Origin of the sequence: Mycobacterium sp. (assembly GCF_032159765.1) — a bacterium.
Classification (GTDB): Bacteria; Actinomycetota; Actinomycetes; order Mycobacteriales; family Mycobacteriaceae; genus Mycobacterium.
Map to the genome: position 1 here is coordinate 14,432 of NZ_JAVHWM010000134.1, position 22,201 is coordinate 36,632.

General features: G+C 65.6%; 21 protein-coding genes. 9 read left to right on the top strand and 12 right to left on the bottom strand.

What is annotated here, in order from left to right; genetic code table 11:
- The 4 genes from QOH60_RS15230 to rplN are packed head-to-tail and all read right to left on the bottom strand — an operon-like array spanning position 1 to position 1,441.
- Positions 1-186, bottom strand: a complete 186-nt coding sequence (locus tag QOH60_RS15230) for a type Z 30S ribosomal protein S14 (protein ID WP_526421746.1) — start codon at positions 184-186, stop codon at positions 1-3.
- On the bottom strand, positions 186-755 hold the full coding sequence (gene rplE, locus QOH60_RS15235; protein ID WP_526421748.1) for a 50S ribosomal protein L5: 570 nt from the start codon (positions 753-755) through the stop codon (positions 186-188). Before rplE ends, QOH60_RS15230 begins: the two co-directional genes overlap by 1 nt.
- Positions 752-1,072 (bottom strand): 50S ribosomal protein L24, encoded by a 321-nt coding sequence (gene rplX / locus QOH60_RS15240; protein ID WP_526421750.1) that lies wholly within the window; start codon positions 1,070-1,072, stop codon positions 752-754. The genes rplE and rplX overlap by 4 nt, the downstream gene beginning before the upstream one ends.
- Positions 1,073-1,441 (bottom strand): 50S ribosomal protein L14, encoded by a 369-nt coding sequence (gene rplN, locus QOH60_RS15245; protein WP_526421752.1) that lies wholly within the window; start codon positions 1,439-1,441, stop codon positions 1,073-1,075.
- Between the two features lie 291 nt (positions 1,442-1,732).
- Here rplN and QOH60_RS15250 point away from each other — a divergent pair, with 291 nt between their 5' ends.
- From QOH60_RS15250 to QOH60_RS15285, 8 genes are all read left to right on the top strand, one after another.
- A complete protein-coding gene (locus QOH60_RS15250; protein WP_526421754.1) occupies positions 1,733-2,512 on the top strand; it encodes an SDR family NAD(P)-dependent oxidoreductase in 780 nt (259 codons plus the stop codon).
- 131 nt (positions 2,513-2,643) lie between these two features.
- Positions 2,644-3,795, top strand: a complete 1,152-nt coding sequence (locus QOH60_RS15255; protein ID WP_526421756.1) for a radical SAM protein — start codon at positions 2,644-2,646, stop codon at positions 3,793-3,795.
- Complete coding sequence (locus QOH60_RS15260; protein ID WP_526421758.1) at positions 3,792-4,064, top strand: acyl carrier protein; 273 nt, start codon at positions 3,792-3,794, stop codon at positions 4,062-4,064. Before QOH60_RS15255 ends, QOH60_RS15260 begins: the two co-directional genes overlap by 4 nt.
- The gene (locus tag QOH60_RS15265) at positions 4,061-5,341 is read left to right on the top strand and encodes an ATP-grasp domain-containing protein (protein WP_526421760.1); all 1,281 of its coding nucleotides are present in this window, start codon (positions 4,061-4,063) and stop codon (positions 5,339-5,341) included. The genes QOH60_RS15260 and QOH60_RS15265 overlap by 4 nt, the downstream gene beginning before the upstream one ends.
- Positions 5,331-6,326 carry a Gfo/Idh/MocA family protein gene (locus QOH60_RS15270; RefSeq protein WP_526421904.1) on the top strand — a complete coding sequence of 332 codons (996 nt, stop codon included), beginning with the start codon at positions 5,331-5,333 and terminating at the stop codon, positions 6,324-6,326. Before QOH60_RS15265 ends, QOH60_RS15270 begins: the two co-directional genes overlap by 11 nt.
- A complete protein-coding gene (locus QOH60_RS15275) occupies positions 6,323-7,390 on the top strand; it encodes a hypothetical protein (protein ID WP_526421762.1) in 1,068 nt (355 codons plus the stop codon). Before QOH60_RS15270 ends, QOH60_RS15275 begins: the two co-directional genes overlap by 4 nt.
- A gap of 7 nt (positions 7,391-7,397) precedes the next feature.
- Positions 7,398-8,459 carry an isopenicillin N synthase family dioxygenase gene (locus QOH60_RS15280; protein WP_526421764.1) on the top strand — a complete coding sequence of 354 codons (1,062 nt, stop codon included), beginning with the start codon at positions 7,398-7,400 and terminating at the stop codon, positions 8,457-8,459.
- A gap of 78 nt (positions 8,460-8,537) precedes the next feature.
- Complete coding sequence (locus tag QOH60_RS15285; RefSeq protein ID WP_526421766.1) at positions 8,538-9,368, top strand: TylF/MycF/NovP-related O-methyltransferase; 831 nt, start codon at positions 8,538-8,540, stop codon at positions 9,366-9,368.
- 6 nt (positions 9,369-9,374) lie between these two features.
- Here QOH60_RS15285 and QOH60_RS15290 read toward each other — a convergent pair whose 3' ends face one another.
- Positions 9,375-11,453, bottom strand: a complete 2,079-nt coding sequence (locus QOH60_RS15290) for a hypothetical protein (protein WP_526421768.1) — start codon at positions 11,451-11,453, stop codon at positions 9,375-9,377.
- Positions 11,450-12,775, bottom strand: coding sequence for a pyridoxal phosphate-dependent decarboxylase family protein (locus tag QOH60_RS15295; protein ID WP_526421770.1), 1,326 nt, complete (start codon positions 12,773-12,775; stop codon positions 11,450-11,452). Before QOH60_RS15295 ends, QOH60_RS15290 begins: the two co-directional genes overlap by 4 nt.
- 114 nt (positions 12,776-12,889) lie before the next feature.
- On the opposite strand from QOH60_RS15295, the gene QOH60_RS15300 reads away from it, so the two are divergent.
- Positions 12,890-13,936, top strand: coding sequence for a D-alanine--D-alanine ligase family protein (locus QOH60_RS15300; RefSeq protein WP_526421772.1), 1,047 nt, complete (start codon positions 12,890-12,892; stop codon positions 13,934-13,936).
- On the opposite strand, the gene QOH60_RS15305 is transcribed toward QOH60_RS15300, so the two are convergent.
- The 6 genes from QOH60_RS15305 to QOH60_RS15330 form a co-directional block, all read right to left on the bottom strand.
- Complete coding sequence (locus QOH60_RS15305; protein WP_526421774.1) at positions 13,925-16,783, bottom strand: sugar porter family MFS transporter; 2,859 nt, start codon at positions 16,781-16,783, stop codon at positions 13,925-13,927. The genes QOH60_RS15300 and QOH60_RS15305 overlap by 12 nt on opposite strands.
- Positions 16,784-16,960: 177 nt before the next feature.
- On the bottom strand, positions 16,961-17,872 hold the full coding sequence (locus QOH60_RS15310; RefSeq protein ID WP_526421776.1) for a formylglycine-generating enzyme family protein: 912 nt from the start codon (positions 17,870-17,872) through the stop codon (positions 16,961-16,963).
- A gap of 4 nt (positions 17,873-17,876) precedes the next feature.
- On the bottom strand, positions 17,877-18,533 hold the full coding sequence (locus tag QOH60_RS15315) for a hypothetical protein (RefSeq protein WP_526421778.1): 657 nt from the start codon (positions 18,531-18,533) through the stop codon (positions 17,877-17,879).
- A 69-nt stretch (positions 18,534-18,602) separates the two neighbouring features.
- A complete protein-coding gene (locus QOH60_RS15320; protein WP_526421780.1) occupies positions 18,603-20,954 on the bottom strand; it encodes an arylsulfatase in 2,352 nt (783 codons plus the stop codon).
- 283 nt (positions 20,955-21,237) lie between these two features.
- The gene (locus QOH60_RS15325) at positions 21,238-21,624 is read right to left on the bottom strand and encodes a hypothetical protein (protein ID WP_526421782.1); all 387 of its coding nucleotides are present in this window, start codon (positions 21,622-21,624) and stop codon (positions 21,238-21,240) included.
- A gap of 76 nt (positions 21,625-21,700) precedes the next feature.
- Positions 21,701-22,057: a hypothetical protein gene (locus QOH60_RS15330; RefSeq protein WP_526421784.1), complete on the bottom strand. Its 357-nt coding sequence runs from the start codon at positions 22,055-22,057 to the stop codon at positions 21,701-21,703.
- Positions 22,058-22,201: the final 144 nt, after the last annotated feature.

Consider the following 22,201-nt stretch of genomic DNA (forward strand, 5'->3'; position numbering starts at 1 on the left):
TCACCAACTGCTCTTCTGCACACCAGGCAACTGGCCGGCGTGCGCCAATTCCCGCAGGCAGATCCGGCACAGGCCGAACTTGCGATACACCGCGTGCGGACGGCCGCACCGGTTGCACCGCGAGTAGGCGCGCACCTTGAATTTCGGCTTACGGTTGGCCTTATTGACCAGAGCCTTTTTCGCCATCAGTTCTCCTTGAACGGAAAGCCGAGTTGCCGCAACAACGCTCTTCCTTCTTCGTCGTTCGTCGCCGAGGTGACGACGGTGATGTCCATGCCACGGGGCCGGTCGATGGAGTCCACGTCGATCTCGTGGAACACCGACTGCTCGTTCAGCCCGAAGGTGTAGTTGCCGCGGCCGTCGAATTGCTTGGGCGACAATCCGCGGAAGTCGCGGATACGCGGCAGCGCGATCGTGATCAGTCGGTCCAGGAACTCCCACATCCGGTCGCCACGCAATGTCACGCGGGCCCCGATCGGCATGCCCTCACGCAGCTTGAACTGAGCGATCGATTTCGTGGCCTTGCGTATCTCGGGCTTCTGCCCGGTGATCAGCGCCAGGTCATTGACGGCGCCGTTGATCAACTTCGCGTCGCGAGCGGCGTCACCGACGCCCATGTTGACGACGACCTTGACGATGCCCGGGATCTGCATCACGTTCGCGTAGTTGAACTCCTTGTTCAGCGCGTCCTTGATCTCCTCGCGGTAGCGCTGCTTGAGGCGAGGCAGGGCCCTCTGTGTCTCTGTAGTCGTCATGAGATGTCCTTGCCGTTGCGGCGGGAGACGCGCACTCGCTTACCGGTCTCGTCGTCGACGCGGTAGCCCACGCGGGCGGGCTTGCCGTCGGAGTCGACGATCATCACGTTGCTGACGTGGATCGGGGCCTCCTGGGTGACGATTCCGCCGGACTGCGAGCCGCGCTGATTGGTGGCTATCGGCGTGTGCTTCTTGATCCGGTTGACGCCCTCGACAAGCACCTTGTTTCTGGTCGGGTAGGCCTTGAGGACCTTGCCCTTAGCGCCCTTGTCCTTGCCTGAGATCACCAGCACGGTGTCGCCCTTGTGGACTTTCATCTACAGCACCTCCGGGGCCAGCGAGACGATCTTCATGAACCGCTTCTCGCGCAGCTCCCTGCCGACGGGCCCGAAGATGCGCGTGCCGCGCGGGTCGTTGTCGGGCTTGATGATCACTGCCGCGTTCTCGTCGAACTTGATATAGCTGCCGTCGGGCCGCCTGCGCTCCTTGACGGTGCGCACGATCACGGCCTTCACCACTTCACCGCGCTTGATGTTGCCGCCCGGGATGGCTTCTTTGACCGTCGCCACGATCACGTCACCGATGCCGGCGTAGCGCCGTCCCGATCCGCCGAGCACGCGGATGCACAAGATCTCCTTGGCGCCCGTGTTGTCGGCGACCTTGAGCCGCGATTCCTGCTGAATCACCGAAACTCCTGACCTGGTTATCTGTATGCACGACGGCGGTGTCTCTCTGGTGGGCACAGCCCACCAGAAACCCGACGTGCGTGGTCTTGCTGGAGCCGAAGGGCACGCAGGGTTTACGCGCGCGAAAACCGAGGTCTGCCCAAGGCAACCCCTAGATACTAGGTGAGGACCGCTGCGAAACCAAATCGCCCCTGGTCACAGCGCCCGCGATCGCCGAGACTGCTGTCAGATCGCAAAATGCGACCGAAACTCGATCTCCCAGCAGTCTCGAGGGTGGTGAGGGGCGTGGGTATGCATCTAGATGGCGCCGTCGCGCTGGTGACAGGTTCCTCCGACGGAATCGGCGCTTGCGCGGCCAGGAAGTTGGCGGCGCGCGGCGCCCGTGTGGTGGTTCACGGCCGTGACCCCGACCGGACCGCGGGCGTGGCCGCCGCTGTCGGCGGCGCGGCGGTGATCGCGGACATCGCGACGCCGGACGGACGCCGCGAACTCGTCGCGGAGGCGATGCAGCCGTTCGGGCGGATCGACATCCTCGTGAACAACGCCGGGATCGGCTATTCGGGTCCGTTCACGCACATGACGGTCGACCAGATCCGGCACATCATCGAGGTGGACCTGCTGGCCGCGGTCGAGCTCACCCACGCGGTATTGCCCGGCATGCTCGAAAGACATCGTGGTGCAGTATGTTTCGTGTCCTCAGTGGCCGGCCGGGCCGGTGTGGCGGGAGAGTCGGTGTACTCCGCCACCAAGGGCGGGCTCGACACGTTCGCCGAGAGCCTGGGCTTCGAGGCCGCTGGCACCGGTGTGCACGTCGGTGTCGTCGTACCGGGCGTCGTGGCCACCGGGTTCTTCGAGAAGCGCGGGCGGCCCAATGAACGAAGCCGCCCCAAGCCGGTGTCCGCCGACGCGGTGGCCGATGCCATCGTCGCGGTCGTCACCGGCCGCACCGAGGCATGGGTGCCGAAATGGCTTCGCATCGCGTCGACGTTCCGCGCGGTCGCGCCGTCGACCTACAGGCGACTCGCAGGCCGCTTCGGGGAGACCGTCCGACTGGATCGAGTCCATCCGTGACCGGCCGAAATCGCGACCGTCAATTTTTCCCCGATTTCCTAGACGCAACTTAGCTGCGCGTGTAACTTCGCCTGCGGAAGCGTTCGCTCACTACATGGGGGTTTCATTTGCATCCCAAGACCGTAAAGACGTTGAACGCTAGAGAATTTGCCGATATCAAGCACACGGTCGCGATCAGGTCCAAAGCGAGACGAAATCAGCTCGCTGATCCGGGATACGCCGCGCCCATTCCCGACGAGATCAGCCTTCAGCTCACCTTCCGTTGCAATCTGCGGTGCTCGCACTGCTACCAGTGGAATGAGCAGGGCTTCTTCCGCGACTGGAGTCCGAGCCGGCAACGGACCGAGCTGGACCTCGAGATCGTGGAGCGGGTGCTAGCTGCCACAGCTGAAAACCGGGCGAAACTGTTCCTCTGGGGCGGTGAGCCGTTGATGCACACCAAGTTTGGCGAAGTCGCCAAGCTCTTGCAGCGCTATCCCCGCACCGTCAACATGTGCACCAACGGCCTGCTGTTCGGACGCAAAGTCGATGACCTGCTGACAATCGGTGAGAATCTCAACCTGCTCGTCAGCCTCGACGGTTTCGGCGACGATCACGACGAGCTGCGGGGCAAGGGTACTTTCGCCCGGACGGTCAAGAACATCGAAATGATGCTGGACATCAAACGTTCCGGCGGATTCAATGGCGAATTGTCGCTGTCGTGCATGGTCTCGCACGTCAACGTGGGCAAGATGTACGAGTTCATGGAGTGGGCCGAGAATCTCGGGGTCAACACGGTCTACTTCCAATTCCCTTGGTACATAAGCGAAGACGTCGCCAATGCGATGGATGATGTCTATCAGGAGAGCTTCTCCTGGCTGCAGCCGCACACGGAGACCGCACGGCCCACCTGGCATTCGTACACGTATCGCCTCCCGCCAGAACAACTTCCGGTGCTGCGCGATTCAATGCGCCGGCTCGCCGCCCGCAAGTGGAAAATCCGGGTGCGCTACCAGCCGCAGCTGGAGGAGGACGAGGTGGACGACTTCATCCTCGGCACTTCCCGGCCGGCGCAGCGGCGGAGTAAATGCCTCGCGGTGTCCAATCGGCTGGAAGTCCATGCCGACGGAAATGTCAGCTCGTGCAAGTTCTTTCCGGAATTCGTCGTGGGCAATCTCTATGAGACTGACATGGTCGAGTTGTGGCAGAGCCCGTCATTTCGGAAGGTCCGCACGATACTGGCCACCAAAGGCATGATGCCGGTTTGTTCTAAGTGCATATTGCTCTATTTAAATGGGGTATGAACTATATGGATAACGACATCGACGCGATTCAGGACGCGCTGGCCGCCGTGTTGGACAACGGCATGACGGGCGACCAGCTCTCTCCTGACGCCGACATTGTCACCGAGTACGGTATCGACTCGCTGCAGATGATCTCGTTCCTGCTGAACATCGAGGACACCTTCGATATCGAGCTGGATTACGACAATCTCGAGTTGGACCATCTGCGTTCGGTGCGCGAGTTCGCCGGCTTCGTGGCCGGCCTGCGTGCCAACGCTCCAGCTCTGTGAGCGCTGTCCACTTCGGAACGTTCGATGCCGAGCGGTGGTGGCGCCCACCAGATCTAGCTGAGCTGCCTGCCGTGCGCACCGGGTCAGATGTGGTGTCGACGCTGGACGAGCTGCTCGCCGCAGGGTGTTCGCCCGGCGACCTCCTCATCACGCGACGCGCGTTGTCTCCCGCGGTGCGGGAATGCCTCGGCGACGCGGGAATCGAATTCGACCACCTGGCGGCCGAGAACATGGCGTCCGACAACGAAGTCGACGGACACCCGGTGGAGCGCCTTCTCGGCGCACAGCCGATGACCGAGGTGGCCGCACCGCACGATAACGTGAAGCCGTACGCGGTGTTGCCGGACACGGTGTCGCTGCTCACGCAGTGGGGGCGCGCGGCACACGTGCCGTCGGTCGACGTCGTTGCCAGGGTCAACTCGAAAACCTGGTCCAACACGCTGGTAGGCAAACTGGGCCTGCCCGGTTGCGCTCGGGTGTCGCGATCCGTCGACGAGCTGTTTTCTGCGGCAAGTGAATCCGCGTTGCCGGTCGTGGTCAAAGATCCCTACGGGGTATCCGGTCGTGGCGCACTGCGGGTCAATTCTGCCGGGGTGATGAAAGCGATCGAGCGGGTGTTGAGACGCCAGGAAGCCGAGGGTCGCCGGATCGAGCTGCTGGTTCAGCAGGAGTTCGCCAAGAAATGTGACTTCTCCGGTCATCTGGACGTGAAACGTGACGGCACGACGCATTTCCTCGGGATCCAGATGATGGTCAATCATGGCTTCCGCCACCTCGGTTCGGGTCCGGCGGGTCCTGACCTGATGTCTCTGCTCGACCGGAACGGATACCGGGACGTCCTCGAGGACGTCGGTGCAGCGCTCGCCGACGAGGGTTACCACGGCCCGGTGGGTGTTGATTCGATGGTGCTCGACGACGACACGCTGGTGCCGGTCTTGGAGGTCAACGCCCGCCGCTCGCTAGGACTCCTCGCGTTGGTCGCCGGCAATCGGGTTGCCCACACCGGGCTGACTTGTCATCTGTGGCAACTCGGGCTCACGCTCGAGCCCAACGAGAGCGTGGACGACGTCATCTCGGCGCTGCGCGAAGCCCGCCTGCTCTACCTCGGCGGGGCACGGCCCGGTGTGCTCGTCCTGGGAGGGGGATCCCTGTCGGAGAAGGACGGTCGGCTGTACGGCATGTCCTACTGCGCGTACGACGATGCGCCGCAGTGGCAGGACAAGGTGGTGGCCGCGGTCAGGGCTGCGGGGATGAAACCACGTGGACATGCCACTTGACATCGGCCTGATCGGCGCCACCAAGATCGCAGAGCGTGCGATGGTGGGTCCGAGCGCCCGCTACGACGACGCAACGATCCACGCCATCAGCGCGAGCGACCCCGATCGCGCGGCCAGTTTTGCTGCACAGCACAACATTTCGGTCGTGCATCCTGACTATTCGGCCTTGATCGAAGATCCGTCGATCAACACGGTGTACATCTCCTTGCACAATTCCGCGCATTACGAATGGGCGCAGCGCGCGGCGCGCGCGGGCAAGCACGTGGTCGTCGAGAAACCCCTGTGCCTCAACGGCGACGAAGTTGCCGCGGTGCAGGCGGCGGCGGCTGACACCGGAGTCCGGTTCATTGAGGCCATCCCCACCGTGGGGCACGAATGGCAGGCGAGCCTGCGCGCGATGGTGGCCGACCGCCGGTACGGCGCGCTGAAATCCGTGCGCACGACACTTCAATTCGCTGTGCCGGCGCCCGACGGCTATCGGTGCCGACCTGAGCTCGGGGGCGGGATCTTCTTCGACGCCTCGAGCTACTGGTTGCAGGCGGTGCAGGCAGTCTGGGGTCTGGCCGACGCCACTGGAACGGGCCACTCCGACTTCAGCGGGCCCAACGGGGTCGACAGCTCCTTCCGTTCCCGGCTCGTCTGGCCGGACGGACGGGAGTGGACCCTCGACTGTTGCTTCGACGCCAAGCATGCGGCCGAACACGAGTTCGTCTTCGAGCGTGCCGGCGCGCGGCTGCGACAGTTCCTTCTTCCCGTAGCCGGTCGCGCGCCGTTGAATCTGGTTGTCACAGGCGACGACTCGCCGCGCGAAGTGTTGCGCTTCGCGCCGGTCGCGTACTACGACGTCCAGTTCGGGCGCATCCGGGACATGCTGACGAGCGGGACGGATGATCGGGATGGCGAGTCCGCGGCCGCCGAGCGGATTCGCGTGATGGCGGCCATCCACGCGGACGCCCGCAGCCGGCTGGGTAAGGCGGCCGGGTGATCGATGTCCTGACCTCAGGCGTGGCCCTGGGTGTGCACGTGCCGGGACTGCTGCTGGCCCAGCGGGCGCGGGAACTGGGCGCGGACGCGGAAGTTGTTGTGCTCGAACGGCTTCTGCCTGACTCCAAACGCGCGACCACCGCGAAGATGAAGTTCGCCTTCCACCGCGACTTTCGCATGGCGCTCGCCGGGCAGCGGTTGGCCGTCGACCCGTCCACAGCAGTGCCAGAGTCGGCACTGCGTGAGTTGGCGCAACGTTGGCAAGAGCGGCGCCCGCAGCGTGTCGTCGTGCTGTCCGGCTTCTGGCTGCCCATCGTCACGCAGTGCGCCGAACTGTCGGGACACACGCCCGACGTCGACGTCTGCCATGTCGACTCGGTGCCATCACCGTCGTTCCGTGCCGCGGGCCCACTCCCGCCTCAGGTGCGACAGGTGTGGCTGTCGGACTGGGAGCATTCGACTGTGCCGCACACCATCCCCGTGAGCGCCAGACCGCCCATGCGGTGGAGCGATCGGGACCGCCGGCTGCTTCTCCACGGTGGCGGCTGGGGCATGGGCACCTATCGGCAGCAGTCAGATGAGCTGCGCGAGAATAGGTTTGAGTTGGATATCGTCGCATACGAAGCTGACGACGTCTCCACGCAGGACGCAGGCATCCGCTACTTCATGATCGACCCGAGCTGGCATCCGTGGTTGGACGACGGTTACCCACCCTTCGCGAGGGTCGATGGGCGCACAGACCCGGACTACGTTCAGGGCACCGAATGCCACGGATCGTTCGAGCTGGCGAGGTCGGCGTTTGCGATGGTCAGTAAGCCCGGCGGCGGAACCATGCTCGATTCGATCTGGTCGGCCACGCCTCTTGTGTTGCTCGAACCGTTCGGCGAACACGAAGCACAAAATGCCGAACTCTGGGAACGACTGGGATTCGGTATCTCCGTGGACCGGTGGCGAGACACCGACTTTTCCGTGGAGGTCCTCGAGGAGCTACACGACAACCTACTGCGCGCGCGACCCGGCATTCCCGATTACGCCCGCGAGCTGGCCGAGGAGATACGAGAATGACGACGTGGTGAGTCGCGCAACATCGTTCACGTCAATCCCGGTGGTCGATATCAGTGCATTGAGATCGACCGACGCCGCCGGCTCGGTGGCAGTGGCCGCCGAAATCGGCAAGGCCGCACGCGAAGTCGGGTTCTTTTACATTGCCGGTGCCGGCGTGCCTGAGAAATTGTTCGAGCGGCTGCTCACGGTCGCGAAGCAGTTCTTCGCGCTGCCGCTGGAAGAAAAGATGCGTATCCATGTCGCTCTGTCGAAAAACCACCGCGGCTACGCGCCGGGAGGTGAAGAAAGCCTCGTCGACGAAAAGCCCCGGCTGAAGGAGGCGTTCACCTGCGCGCTGGACCTGCCGCTCGACGACCCGGATCACCTGGCAGGCAACCCGCTGCTGGGACCCAACGTCTGGCCGGACATTCCCGGGTTCGCCGACACGGTGACCGCCTACTACCACGCGGTGCTCGACGTCGGCCGGCTGCTGCTGCGGTCTTTCGCGGTGGCACTCGGGGAAGACCCCGATTACTTCACACGCAACGCCACCAAGACACCCAGCCAGTTCGGGCTGCTCCACTACCCCTACGACCCGGACTACGACGACGCCCGCCCAGTGGTCGGCCCGCACAGCGACTACGAATGCGTCACGCTGCTCAGGCCCACCGCGCCGGGCCTGGAGGTGCTCAACGGCGCCGGTGAGTGGATCGATGCGCCGCCGATTCCCGGCACCTTCATCGTGAACATCGGCGACATGCTGGAGCTGTGGACCAACGGCGAGTTCATCGCCACCACCCACCGGGTCCGCAACGTGTCCGAAGACCGCTATGCATTCCCCGTCTTCTTCAGCGTGGACTACGACACGGTGATCGAACCGTTGCCGCGCTTGGCCTCTCGCGATGGCCGAACGCGCCGGGCAATGCGTGCGGGTGAGCATCTGTGGGCCCAGACGGTGCAGTCATTCGCCTACCTGCGCGCTCGTCTCGAACGCGGCGAACTGCACCTACCGGACGGTGCCGTCAAGTATGGGTCGTTCGGTCAAGGAGCGTTGCAGGGCGCTTCAGCTCCGGGCCCGGGTGGGTTCTAAATCATTCAGGAGGGTGCATGTTAGACACAGAAACCGCGGATCTCCGATGAGCCGCTTGCGCGAAGAGCAGGATCTCCGATGAGCCGCTTGCGCGAAGAGCAACCTCTGCGCGCCCAGCTTGCAGATCTCCAGCGCGAAAACGATTCTTTGCGCGCGAGATTGGGCAGCGACCGCCCCGATGCCTCCTACGACGACGGCGATACGCTGGCCACCTGGCGCAAGGACATCAGCTTTCTCACCGATCCGCGTTTCATTTCGGCGTACAAGCGCGGGGAGAGCTCCGAGCACGCCATGCGGGAAGTGAGCGGCGGCCCACAGTTCGACATCCGCTGGGCGGTGGCTGTGACCACGTGGGCCGCTAGCCACTGCGCAAAGCTCCCAGGCGATTTCGTCGAATGCGGGGTTAATACCGGATGGCATTCACTGGCCATCTGCGAGTACGTCGACTTCAACAGCCTCGACAAGGACTTCTGGTTGTTCGACACCTTCTGCGGCATGCCGGAAGAGCAGATGTCGGCGGGGGAACGCGTCTTTGATCTCCGCCGCCTCGGAGGGGCCCGGCCCGACATCAACGAGCAGCTCTATCCGGAGTGCTACGAGGTCGCCAAGGCAAACTTCGCACCCTTTCCCCGGGCCAAGCTGGTTCGCGGCAAGGTTCCCGAAACTCTCGACTCCGTCGAAATCGACCGTGTGGCATACCTTTCCATCGACATGAACATCGCGCTGCCTGAGCGTGCGGCCATGGAGCATTTCTGGCCCAAGCTCACCAGCGGCGCGATCGTCGTTCTGGATGACTACGGCTGGAACGGCATGCACGAGCAGAAAGAGACGCACGACGAGTTCGCGGCCTCCCAGGGCTGCGAGATCCTGACACTGCCGACCGGTCAGGGACTGCTGATCAAGCCCTGACGCTGCTCAACCGAGCGGCAGGTGATCGACCACAAGCCTCAGCTTGTCGAGCGCGTCGCGGACGTCGGACAGCTCCAGCGCGATCCGGTCTGTCCACGTCGCGCCGCGCGTATGGTCGAACACCACCTGCGACACCGTCGGCGCACCGATGGCCAGCCGCAAAGCCCCTATCCAGCGGCCGGACCGCGCGGGCGCGGACGAATCACGCTGTTCACGCCACACCTTCACCGGTTGGCCCACATGGAACGAACGCGCTTTGACCTGATGCGCACCGGGCACCGCGGCAAGCTCGGAGGTGAGGTCCCTGCCGAGCAGCGTCTGGGCGACCTTGGCCTGGTCCATGTCGAGTAGCGCACCCCCGGAGCCCCGGACCACGAACGTGAAGATCGTCGGCAGGTCGCGCAGGCCACGCTGGTCTTCGGCCGGGATCACCGAGTACGGGCTCTCGACGATCTGCACGTGATCTGCGGCATCGAGGATGCCGCGCAAGCCCGCCGCGAGCCGCCGCAGCACCTCGTCGCGGATCTCCCACGACGCGCTGTGGAACGACCGCATCTCGGCCAGCGCCGCAGCCCAGCGCGCGAGCAGGCCGACGTTGGCGCCGGGCCTGGCCACCGACCGCAACCCGGCGAGGCCCGGCGGCACATCGGCCTCGGCGAGATAATCGGCCAGCCCGGTCACGGGCGGCGGCGTCGTGCGGACCCGGTCAGCGAGCGAGGGCGGCAGCAGCACCGCCCCCGAAAACGGCGGGCCGCCAAAGAGTTTGGATCCGGTGACGATGATCATGCGGCCTGCGGCCAAGTGAGCGGCGACGGTGGGCTGGTCGATGCGCATCTGCGCGGCGTCGACCACCACGTCGAGCCGCCCGCCCAACCGGTCCTCCCACTCGTCGACGTACTCGGGCAGCGGTGCCCTGATCCCGGTCTTTGCACCCTCGACGACGTGGAGCAGGACCCGTCCCGGCGGCGCCGCGTCGAGGGCGCTATCGACGTAGCCGGCGATCACCTCGGGCGCGAGGACGAAGCCGTCGTCGTCGCGGATCGGCACCTCGGCTGCGGTGACGTCGCCGGACAGCACCCCGTCGATCGGGGCTCCAGCGGTGACGGCCCGCCCGCTCGGCACCGTGTGCGAAAAGTGACGCCCGGTCGCGGCGGACGAACTCCCCCGCCCGATCTCGACAGGTCCGACGATGATCGTGTGCACCGGGCCTCCGCCCGCCAAAGCGACTGCCAGCGCGATGATTTCGGCGTCCGTGCCTGACGGTGTCAGCACCACCTCGGTCCCCGGTTCCGCGTCAATACCCAGCGAGGCGAGCAGCGTCGCCCGCATATCGCGGGTACTGGACGCGACGGCTTCGTCGAGGCGCCCGTCGAGGGCGGCGTGCAGCAGCCGCAGGCGCAGCCGTCGCGCCGCGTCGAACGCCCGGAACGTGGGCGCCGACGCGGTGCACGAGCCGAACGCCGCCCGCCACGGGGTGGGCCGGGTGTCGATGCCGTAGGAGTTCAGGCCGGTGTTCCAGTCGACGATCTGGCGGTCGTCACCGCCCGACGTCAGCAGGACATCCGTCGGGCACGCCAGCGGCAATGCCCGCGCGGCTGCGTCCAGCGCCGCGCTCGGGCAGACCCCAGTCCCGTCGCGCTGCTGCAGGAAGGCGGCGATGCCCGCGGCCGCGACGCGCGCATCACCAGCGAGGAGCTCGAACCCGCCGGGGACGGCGACGCCCGGGAGCGGGACGGCACCGGGCCGGACCCGTCGCCGCAACACGGTCGCCCCGCACCGAACGGCGGTGGCGTGGGCCACGATTCGGTCGGGCCAGGAGACCGGGCCCCGTCGCACGAAGTCCAGCTCGATCGCCTCACGCAGAACCATCGCCACCGACAGCAGATCGCCGGCGACGTCGGGAGGAACCGAGATCGTGGTGCCGTCGAGTACGAACGGGCACCCGAGCTCGTCGTCGATGCGCACCGACAGGTCGGCCAGCCGGCTACCCACCTCAGGCAGGCCGCAGGCCTCGATCAGCGCCGTCGGAGCAGGCGTCGCGGCGGGGTACGACAGGACTGTGGCGGCCAGCGATCCGTCGGTCATCGCTCCTCTCCCATCGACACGGCCCGCAGGTCGTAGCGTGCCTCCACCGAGTCGAGCAGGCTGCCGACGAGGTCGCCGTCATCGACGACGTGGGCGGTGACGCCGTAGACGACGGCCTCGCTGCGGTGCTCGGGCCGCGGCGAGGCCGTGTCGTAGGACGCGGCAAGGTCGGCTAGGAACGGCTCAACCACGCTGGCGTGCACCGGGTTGACGATGAGGTGCAGGCAATCCGGATCGACCTGGCGGTCCATTCGCCAGCCCCGGGATTCCATCGCGTCGGCCACCGCGAAGATGTCACGCGTCGCCGACCCAAAAGCGAACACAGGCCCCGGCGGATCGCCGACCACGGCGAGGTCGCCAACGGCCGCGATGCCCTGCCTCAGGGCGTCCGCGGTTGCCGTCACCGTCGCGAACAACTCCTGATAGCCAGCAAGCCCGAGGTGGTGGATCGCCGCCCAGGCCCCGGCGATGGCCCCTCCGGGCCGCGTGCCGAGCAGGGTGGGTGACGCCAGGGCGCCACCTGGCCAGCCGATGTGTGCCGTCAGCTGCGCCCGGCGTAGGCGCCGGTCGGCGTAGAGGATCGTCGAGCTGCCCTTGGGGCCGTAGCCGTACTTGTGCAGGTCGGCCGACAGCGAGGTGACGCCGGGGACCGACAGGTCGAAGGGTGGGACGTCGAGCCCGAGCGACGCGAGAACCGGCAGCATGACACCGCCCAGACAGGCGTCGATGTGCAGGCCGATGCCCCGCTCCAGCGCCACCGCGCCAAGGGCGGGGATCGGGTCCACCAGGCCGTAGGGGAAACACGGCGCCGAGGCGGCGAGCAGGATCGTGCGCGGGGTGATCGCCGCGGCCATCGCACGGACATCGGCCATCAGGTCGCCGCCGACGGGGACGATCACGGTCTCGACCCCGAGCAGCTGGCCGGCCTTGGCGAAGGCAGGGTGAGCGGTCGACGGGACGACCATCGACGGCCGACCGACACCGGAGGCGTCGCGGTGGGCTTTGACGGCCAAGATGATCGACTCGGTGCCGCCAGAGGCCATCGTGCCGCCGGACCGTTGCGGGTCGCCACCGAGGAGATCGAGGAGGGCGTGCACCACCTCGCGCTCCATCCTGGCCAGGCTGGGGAAAGCCGTTGGACTGAGGCCATTTTCGTTCGCGTAGCGCCGGTAGGCGTCGGCGATGACGGCGTCGTGCTCCAGGCCGGCGGAGTACACCAGGCTCCACGCGCGTCCATGGCGCCAGTCGACGTCTTCGTCGCGCATGGCCTCCAGGGCCGCCGCGACCGATTCGGGATCCATCGGCTGGGTGGGGAACGGCATCAGGGCGTCACACCTTGTGATTGGGTTATTTTCGTATCCCCCTGGCGAACTAACATGCACAGCCATCGATGCCAAAGACGGTAGCGTCTCAGGCTTGTGAGCGTCAGCGAGTCGATGAATAAACCCCGGGTCCGTGTCGGGATCGTGTACGGCGGGCGCAGCACCGAGCACGCGATCTCGTGCGCGTCGGCTGGGGCCATCATGCGCAACCTGGATCCACGGCGGTTCGACGTGGTCGGCATCGGCATCACCCCCGAGGGCACCTGGGTGCGCGCCGAGGCCGATCCCGACCGTTTGGAGATCAGGCCTGGCCGGCTGCCGCGGGTCGACGCGTCGTGGGGCGCGGCGGTCACCAGCGAAGAGGCGCTGGCGTCGGTTGACGTCGCCTTTCCGTACACCGAGGACGCCAAGATTCAGGGGTTGCTCGATCTGGCCGGTGTGCCCTACGTGGGTGGCGAAGTGTTCGCGATCGCCGCCGGGGTCGACAAAGAGTTCATCAAAAAGTTGATGGCCGCCGACGGGGTGCCGGTCTGCGACTACGTGGTCCTGCGCCCTCGCCAAGAGACCGTGGCGCCCGGGCAGCTCGAGCGCTTGGGGCTGCCGGTGTTCGTCAAACCGGCCCGCAGTGGGTCATCGCTCGGCGTCTCCCGGGTCACGGATGCCGACCAGCTGCCTGACGCGATCGCCGCAGCCCGTCGATATGACCGGAAGGTGCTCGTCGAAGCCGCCGTGCGTGGGCGTGAGCTCGCGTGCGGTCTCCTCGAATACCCTGATGGCACAGTCGAAGCCAGCACCGTCGGGGAGATCCGTGTCGAAGGCCGGGCAGAGGGCCGGTTCTTCGATTTCGCCGCGAAGTACGTGTCGCACGCTGATCGGGACGTGCCGGCCAAGATCGACGACGACGTCGCCGCAGAGGTACGTCAACTCGCGATCCGGGCTTTCCACGCCATCGAATGCAGGGGCTTCGCCCGGGTGGAGTTCTTCCTCACCGAGGACGGTCCGATGGTCAACGAGATCAACCCGATCCCGGCCATGATGCCGGACACGATGTACCCAAAGCTGTGGGACGCCTCAGGCGTGGACTACCCGACGCTGCTGGCGACAATGGTCGACACCGCTCTGGCGCTGGCCGGATCGGCACCGCTGGAGTCATTGCGCTGACTTCGCGGCTTCCACTGACGGGTCCTGAACGCGGCGGCTCCAGTAGTCGCCGATGTCCTCGAGGCTTCTGCCTTTAGTTTCTGGAAGCGTCCGAAGGAGGTAGAACGCGCCGACGACGCTGATCGCCGCGTAGACAAGGACGGTGACCGAAAGCCCGGGCCAGTCGAGCAGCAGTGGGAACGTCACGGCGAATGCGATGGAGAACAGGCTGCGCATGCCGTGCGACAGGCTCGAGGCCGGGCCACGGATCGATTGCGGAAACAGCTCGGCGATAACGACTTCGGCCACCATCGCGAGCGTCAGCGAGAACGTACCGGCGTACACCACCAGGCAGGCGACCTGGCCCCACCGCGCCACCGGATCGGAACTGTGCGAGAGGGACAGCACGGCGAGCGCGATCAGGCACGCGGCCATCACCAGCAACCCGGTGACCATCAGCGGCTTGCGTCCCACCCGGTCGATGATGGCCACCGACACCCCGATCATGATCAAACTCACCACTGCAAGCCCGAGCGTCGCGGTGAGAGAAACGGTCGTGTTGGAGAAGCCGATGTCCTCCAGAATCGTCGGCGCGTAGAACGCCACCATGCCCTGGCCCGAGAACACGAGCAGAAACATCAGGGCCAGCCCCACCACGATCGCCGGCCGATACGTCGGCTGCCATAGCCGCGCCCAACCACGGCGTTCGCCGACATCATCGGCCTCCGATGTTGATCGGTCCGCGGTGATCGCCGCCAACTGGCGATCCGCTTCGCCATCGCGGTCGGTTTCGACCCCCACCAACCTCAGCAGCGAGCGACGCGCCTCGCTCAACCGGCCGGCGGCCGCCAACCAGCGCGGCGACTCAGGCAGTGGCAGCAGGGCCAAGCCGTAGATCGTGCTCGGCACCGCGATGAGGCCGAACATCAAGCGCCATCCGTCGTGGTCGTCGTGCAGCAGGAGGCCGACGCAGTAGGCCACGATGACACCCAGCCCGTACGAGAACTCGTTGAACGACACGAGTCGGCCCCGGATCGCGGCGGGTGCCACTTCCGAGACGTAAAGGGCGGCCGTCGGCCCGGTGAGGCCGATCGCAACGCCAGCGGCCACGCGAGCGGCCAACAGCCAGCTAAGAGAAGGCGCGAGCGCGGCGCCGAAAGCGCTCGCCACGAACAACGCCGCGATGGACATCAGGAAGTACCGGCGTCCGAAACGATCCGACAGCGGACCCGCGAAGAACGAGCCGATTGCCAGGCCCACCAATATGGCGCTGGCCAGGGCTCCCTTGTCGAATGCGGTCAGGGGCCAGTCGTCGTCGATGAGCAGAAGCGTGACGGCGGTGACGCCGAAGTTGTATCCGGTCAAAACGCCGCCGAGGGTGGCCAGACCCGCGACCGAATAGTGAATGAAGCGGCTTTCCCTGACCCGCAACGCCCATGCGGTGAACGTGCGGTTGATGGCCGCCAGCGATAGCCCCTTCGTCTCGGGCAGCCTGCGCAGCACGATCACCAGACCGGCAAGCGCGAAGCAGGCGTAGACCATCAGCACGACCGGTCGCCCGAAAGCGTGGTCAAGCAGCCGGCCGGTCGGCGACGCCAGGCTGTCGAACAGCCAGTGCGATCCGACCACGATGCCCATGGCCAGCCCGCGCACGTGCAGCGGCAGGATCTCCGCAGCGATCACCCACGGAATCGGACCCAATCCGATCGCAAACGAGGTGATGAAGACGTACAGGCCGGCAGTCGAAAGGGTTTGGGCGTCAGCGGGGTTCACGTGCCCGCTCGCCGCCACGGCCATTGCCACGAGGCCCGAAGCGATGCCGGCCAGGCTGATCAGAAGCAGCCGTCGGCGACCGAGGCGATCGATCAAGACGATCGCCACCACCGTCGCCAGCACGTTGCACAACGCGAACACCAAGCTGGGCCCCTCGCTGAGACCGAAGTGCAGCGCGTTGGACAGTTCGAGGCTGGAGGGGTAGTAGATGATCGCGTTGATCCCGACGAACTGTTGCACGAAGAACAACCCGATGCCGACGGCGATCGCAGCTCGTCCGGCTAGGGAAAACACCTCCGCCAGCCCGCTGGACCGCGGGTCATCGGCCGGGGCTTCGATCGCCTCGATATCGAGCGCGCTGTCGCGGCGGCCCAAGCGGTCCAGCACCGCCAACGCTGCCTCCTGATCGCCTTTGAGCGCCAGCCACACCGGCGATTCGATCAACAGCAGCGCCAATGCGCTGAGGATCAGGCCCGGTACCGCACCGGCGGCCATCAGGATTCGCCAGCCGTCCGTCGTCAGTCCGACGGTCTCGTGGCCGATGTAGGCCAACAGGATGCCGACCGTGATCATCAGCTGGAAGACGCAGATCAATGCCCCGCGCCGCGCGGTGGGCGCAATCTCGGCGATGTACAACGGAGCCGCCAGAGAAATGGCGCCGACGGCCAGGCCGGTGATGATCCGACCGCCGACCAATACAAGCACCGACGGGGCGATCGCGCTCAGGAACGAGCCCATGGTGAACAAGGCGGTGGTGGTCATGATGACGTCGCGGCGCCCCACAAGGTCGGCGACTCTGCCGGCGAACAGAGCACCGATCAAGGCGCTCAACAAGGTTGCTGTTGTGAGCAGCATCTGGTCGTCGCCTGACCAGGGGAACTTCGCCGCTTGCAGCACCGCCGCCGACAGACCGGTCTCGTAACCGAAGAGCAGCCCGCCCAGCGATGCGATGCAGACCAGAACGCCGACCATCACCCCGGCGCGACGGTGCGGCTCGGGAGCGTCTTCGACGTGCTCGACGGTCCTTTTCCCGTCGCTACGCTCGCCCCGGAAGCCAGACGCCGCCGCGTCGGTATCAGCATCGGAACGGGCCACGAAGATTTCTCCCCTTGTCGTGCGGCCGTCGTCAACAGTCAGGGTCCAGCCGTGGAGATCAACATAGCTTGTCGATTCGCGCCCGACGCGGTGAAGTCGGGCCGCCCGCCCGCCGAACCTGAGCTTGTGTGCGAGAAATCCGCAAAATCTCGCGCACAAGCTCAGGTTCGAGGGCCGTTAGGGCATGCTTGCGGCACAACGAAACCCGATGTGCGTCGTCGCGGTGTCGCGCGACTGCGGAGAACGCGCCGCCGCCCGGTAGCGGTGGCAGTACTCCGGGGCGCAGAGGTGTGACCCGCCCTTGAGGGTCTGGTTGACGGCCGGGTCGGCCGACGGGGGCCCGCAGCACTCGGAGCGAGGCTTGTCCGAGCGACCATGTAGCGATGCCTCGTGCGCCACGCGGTGATGGGCCGAGTACCCGGTCGTCGTCCACTCCCAGACATTGCCGATCATGTCGACGAGCCCAAAGTCGTTCGGCGCGAACGTACCAACGGGCGACGTCCCCACCCAGCCGCGCGCGCCGTCGTTGCGATACGGGAAACGCCCCTGCCACGTGTTGGCCATCAGCTGCCCGTCGGGTCTCGGGTCGTCGCCCCACGGGTACACCGACGTCGAGCCCGCCCTCGCCGCGTACTCCCACTCCGCCTCGGTCGGCAACCGGCGGCCGGCCCACGCCGCGTACGCCCACGCATCCGGATAGGCCACCTGCACGACTGGGTGGTCGGGTTTGTCAGCCACGTCGCTGTCAGCCCCGAACGGATGCCGCCAGCACGCCCCCGGGGCCCAGTCCCACCACTGACGCCAGTCGCGCAGGTTAACCGGGCCGCGGGACGGGCGAAAGACCATCGCGCCGGGTTGCAGGTCTTCGGGCGCCACGCCCGGATACAGCGCCGGGTCCATCGGCTGCTCCGCCACCGTGACATATCGTGTGGCAGCGAGGAACTCGGCGAACTGCGCGTTGGTCACCGGATGCTGCTCGATCGAGAAACCGGCAACGGTGGCCGTGTGGATCGGCGCCTCTTCCGGGTAGAAGCTCGTCGACCCCATGCGGAAGGCCCCGCCCGGCAGTTCGACCAGCTCCGTCAGCACAACTTCAGGGTATGACGACCGCGAAGTCACTCATCATCGTGTCTTTGGCAACGTCGAATCCCGGTGCGTCCTTCGGGCCCTGCACATGAATCGCCGCAAGGTACGTCGCGGTGTTCGTCCAGATGTGGGCGATGCGATCCGAGAATTCGACGGGTGGTTCCGCCCCGCCCGACAGGGTGCCGAACAACTCCTGGCCGCTGTAGCCGCAGAGTTCGGCCGGGCGGAGGTTGATGGCCGAGATAGGGGCCTTCTTGGCGATGTCATCGGCGTACTTGTCGAACGCTTCCGCGGGCCCAAGATCGGTCGGCGTCACCGTCAACGAGCCGGTCAATCCGTCGGGCCCGGTGCCCGCCATCACCGGGTTGCCTTGCGCGACAGCGAACTTCCACGTGTCACGCGCGACGATGTCGACGATTGGCGTACCCGGGCTCCCGCCTTGGACGAACGAAACATGTTGTGTGCCAGCCGCCGGCCCGAGCGGCAGTGGATCACACGTCTTCGCCTTCGGCTCAAGGGGTTTGCGCGTTGTCTCGACGACGCCGATCGTCGACATGCTCGCTGTTGCGGTGGTGGACGTCGTCGACGCGCTCGTCGATGGCGTCGTCGTCGAGTCTTTCGACCGGGCGGCCGCACCGTCGTTCGACTCACCGCATCCAGACACCAAACCTACTAGCGCGCAAGCAATTCCGATCGCCATGCGTCGATGACTCATTGCATACAACCCTATCGATCAATCCTTCGCGAAGGCCAGCGCTAGCTCCTTTTCGACATCCTGGTACGGCTGCCCCGAGATGTCGACGACCACCTGCTTGATCGTGCCGCCGGTGAAGGCGTACGGCGCCTTGAACGAGCTCGATACGGCAGAACCGGCGTTGCGCCCGACGGACAGGCTCGCACCCGCGAGCCCGAATGTTCCTGGGTGCGTTTTCACGCCCGACGCGGTGCCGACGGCGGCGTCGTCGATGTACAGCGTCACATCCCCGAGTGGGGTGTGGCTGCCCTCGACGGTTCCGGTGTTGGTGAACCGTACTCCCAGGACGTGCTGGCCCAACGGGACGGCGCCGGACGATGACACCTTCTGCTCGTCCTCGCCCATGAAGTTGTAGACGTAATGCAGCCGCCCGTCCTGGACGAACAGCACATGCCCGCCGTGGGCGCCGCCCTGCTTGAAGATCACGCCCTCGGCGCCAGTGGTGTCGAGGGTGAGCTCGCCCAGCACCGAAAATGTCTGTCCGCGAGGCTCGACGGCCGCACCGATGCCCACCTCGGCGGTGTCCGGGTAGTAGACGAACGACTTCCGCTCGCCGACGAGATAGGGCCGGAACCGGGTGAGCGTTTCGAGGATGTTCAAGTCGGCCAACGGAAGCCCGTTGTACTTGGCCGCCTCTGAGAACCAGAGCTTCTTCATCTCGTCGAGCCTGCCGGGTTCCTGCTCGGCCAGGTCGTGGCACTGGCTTCGGTCGGCCTCGATGTGGAAGAGCTCCCAGCGGTCCTTGTCGAAATGCGACCAGCCCGATGGCGTCGCGGCGTGGACGGTGTTGGCGAACCAGCCCTGGTGCCAGATACCTCGGGTGCCCAGCATTGTGTAGAACTGCGTCTCCTTGCCGGTGTTAGCGGTCGGATCCTCAAGGGCCGCTTTGAAACTCACGCCGTCAAGGGAATTCTGCGGGATGCCTTTGACGGCGTCCGGCGGGGTGATGCCCAGCAGGTCGTAAACCGTCGGTGTGATGTCGCTGACGCTGACATAGTTGTCGCGCACCTCGCCGTGTGCGGAAATTCCGTTGGGCCAGCTGATGATTGCGGTGTCAGCGATCCCGCCCTCATGCGAGGCGTACCTCTTGTAGAGCTTGTAGGGCGTGTTGAACGCCATCGCCCAGCCGATCGGGTAGTGGTTGTAAGTCTCGGTGCCACCCAGATTGTCGTAGAACCGCAGGCTGTCTTCGACCGTGTCGATGTAACCGTTGAAGAATTTCACCTCGTTGACCGAGCCGTTCGGGCCACCCTCACCGCTGGCACCGTTGTCGGAGATCACGACGATGATCGTGTTGTCGAGTTGGCCCGACTCCTCGAGATAGTCGAGGACGCGGCCAAGCTGGGCGTCGGTGTAGCTGAGGAACCCGGCGAACACTTCGGCCATCCGCGCGAAAAGGCGCTTCTCCTCGTCATTCAGCGAATCCCACGGCCGCACAGTGTCTTGCAGCGGCCATGGCTCGCCGTTGGGGCCCTTCACGTCCAGATACGGGTTGACGGGCGACAACTCGGTGTCGGGCGGCACGATGCCAAGCTTCTTCTGGTTCTCCAGGACGATCTCGCGATAGCGCTCGTAGCCCATGTCGAAGCGGCCTGCGTATTTGTCGGCCCACTCTTTGAAGACGTGATGCGGCGCGTGGCCAGCGCCCGGGCAGACGTAGGAGAACCACGGCTTGTCCGGGGCGATCACCTTCGCGTCGCGGATGAACTCGATCGCCTTGTCGGCGATGTCCTTGGAGAGGTGATAGCCGTCCTCAGGCGTTGCCGGCGGCGTCACGGGATGGTTGTCGTAAACGAGGTCCGGATACCACTGGTCCGTCTCGCCGCCCATGAACCCGTAGAACCGCTCGAACCCGCGTGACAGCGGCCAGTGCCGTTTGGTGGCGGCGAGGTTGGACTCCTCCAACGGCGTGAGATGCCACTTGCCGACGCAGTAGGTGTTCCACCCCTGCTCGGCGAGCACCTCCGACAGCAGCGCGGTGTCGGACGGTATCCGGCCGCTGCAGTTCGGAAATCCGTCAGTGAACTCTTCGATCGTGGCCATGCCGACGGTCGTCGCGTTGCGCCCGGTCAGCAGCGACGCCCGCGTCGGCGAACACAGTGCCGTGGTGTGGAACTGGGAAAGCCGCACCCCCCGCTCGGCGATCCGGCTCATCGTCGGCATCTCGACGAGTCCCCCGAAGCAATCCCATGTGGCGATGCCGGTGTCGTCCCAGACGATGTAGAGCACATTGGGCGCGCCGTCGGGGGCGGTCGGAGCTGCGAAGGGCCCCCAGTCCGGCTCGGAATCCCTGATGTCGACTTCGATCTTGCCCTGAAATTCCGCCGCCATGGCCGGCTCCGTTTCCTGGTGGTGTCTCGTCCCCGACGTCGATGAGCGCTTGCGCGAAGAGCACAAGGCCCGATGAGCGCCTGCGCGAAGAGCCGAAGGCAGTCGATCCGGAGATTACACCGGCGGGCTTTGCGAAACCTGAACTTTTGACCAGCCCACCACTACGAATTCATCACCTCTCCGAAATTGAGACAGGACACCTCCGCGGGGGGATTGACGAGATCGAACAGCAGCGCGGCTGAAGCACTTTGAGGAAGCTACGCCCATTCTGTGACGACGGCGGTTACCGACCAGGCTGACGTTCGATGTCGCGCGTCTTCTCCGGCGCAGGCTGATCGGGATTGTCCGGGGCATCCGCGCGATCGCCGCCCTCGCCGCCCTGATCATGGCTCGAATATTCCCCGTGGTGTTCGTAGCCGCCGTGCCCTTCGCCATCGCCTCCGAGGAGGACGCCGAGCGCCAGGCCGGCCGCGAAGATCACCGCTCCGAGGACCGCCGCCGCTGCGCCCACGATCAGTACTGCTTTTCGGTTGGTGCGACTCTGAACGGCCGCTGGCGGCGGTGTGTCAGCGGCGCGCGGTGGAGGATCGGTGGCCGGCTGTGCCGGATCGGCAGGGCGCGGCTGGGGTGCGGTTTCTAAATCGGGCGGTTGGTCCGAGGAATCGGTCATGCGACCAAGAGTGCACGCCGATCGCTGAGAAATCGCTGAGCCTCGACCGCGCGGTTCCCGGGTTGATCGACGCCACTTACGGCTTTGGAGGGGCGAAGCGATCCGCACCCGAGAAGCCTGGGGATTTCACCGACGCGGGGCCGTAGCAATTCAGCGACAGCACAACACCTTTACCTTCACTGGTCTGATATTTCTTGGTACCGAAACTCATTGACGGCTCGTCTCGTTGATTGACGACGATACAATCGGCCTGCGCAAGCCTATCGCCGACCACGGGGCCAACCTCGGCCGTGAAACCCGCTTTCGAGAGGTCAGACTGCGCATCGGAATACTTCTTGCCCCATTCATTCGGAGATGGCGTTGCACCGGCCGCGCCGGCAGTCCATATGCGCATCGCTGCTACGACAGCAAGCAACACAGCGTATTTCTTCATGCTCGGCCTTCCCCTCCGACCCGCGCTCGCGTCGGGCGTATAGGAGTGGGTTCCGTGGACGTCGAACGGCGCCTTTCGATGTCGACATCCGGCCGATCGCCGATTGAGAACTTCACTCCTGCTGACTTGCGTGCGCATCGTCGC

Coding starts and splice junctions, on each gene's coding strand:
- QOH60_RS15230 (WP_526421746.1), bottom strand. CDS start 186: ATGGCGAAAAAGGCTCTGGTCAATAAGGCCAACCGTAAGCCGAAATTC.
- rplE (WP_526421748.1), bottom strand. CDS start 755: ATGACGACTACAGAGACACAGAGGGCCCTGCCTCGCCTCAAGCAGCGC.
- rplX (WP_526421750.1), bottom strand. CDS start 1,072: ATGAAAGTCCACAAGGGCGACACCGTGCTGGTGATCTCAGGCAAGGAC.
- QOH60_RS15250 (WP_526421754.1), top strand. CDS start 1,733: ATGCATCTAGATGGCGCCGTCGCGCTGGTGACAGGTTCCTCCGACGGA.
- QOH60_RS15260 (WP_526421758.1), top strand. CDS start 3,792: ATGAACTATATGGATAACGACATCGACGCGATTCAGGACGCGCTGGCC.
- QOH60_RS15270 (WP_526421904.1), top strand. CDS start 5,331: ATGCCACTTGACATCGGCCTGATCGGCGCCACCAAGATCGCAGAGCGT.
- QOH60_RS15285 (WP_526421766.1), top strand. CDS start 8,538: ATGAGCCGCTTGCGCGAAGAGCAACCTCTGCGCGCCCAGCTTGCAGAT.
- QOH60_RS15290 (WP_526421768.1), bottom strand. CDS start 11,453: ATGACCGACGGATCGCTGGCCGCCACAGTCCTGTCGTACCCCGCCGCG.
- QOH60_RS15295 (WP_526421770.1), bottom strand. CDS start 12,775: ATGCCGTTCCCCACCCAGCCGATGGATCCCGAATCGGTCGCGGCGGCC.
- QOH60_RS15300 (WP_526421772.1), top strand. CDS start 12,890: ATGAATAAACCCCGGGTCCGTGTCGGGATCGTGTACGGCGGGCGCAGC.
- QOH60_RS15320 (WP_526421780.1), bottom strand. CDS start 20,954: ATGGCGGCGGAATTTCAGGGCAAGATCGAAGTCGACATCAGGGATTCC.
- QOH60_RS15325 (WP_526421782.1), bottom strand. CDS start 21,624: ATGACCGATTCCTCGGACCAACCGCCCGATTTAGAAACCGCACCCCAG.
- QOH60_RS15330 (WP_526421784.1), bottom strand. CDS start 22,057: ATGAAGAAATACGCTGTGTTGCTTGCTGTCGTAGCAGCGATGCGCATA.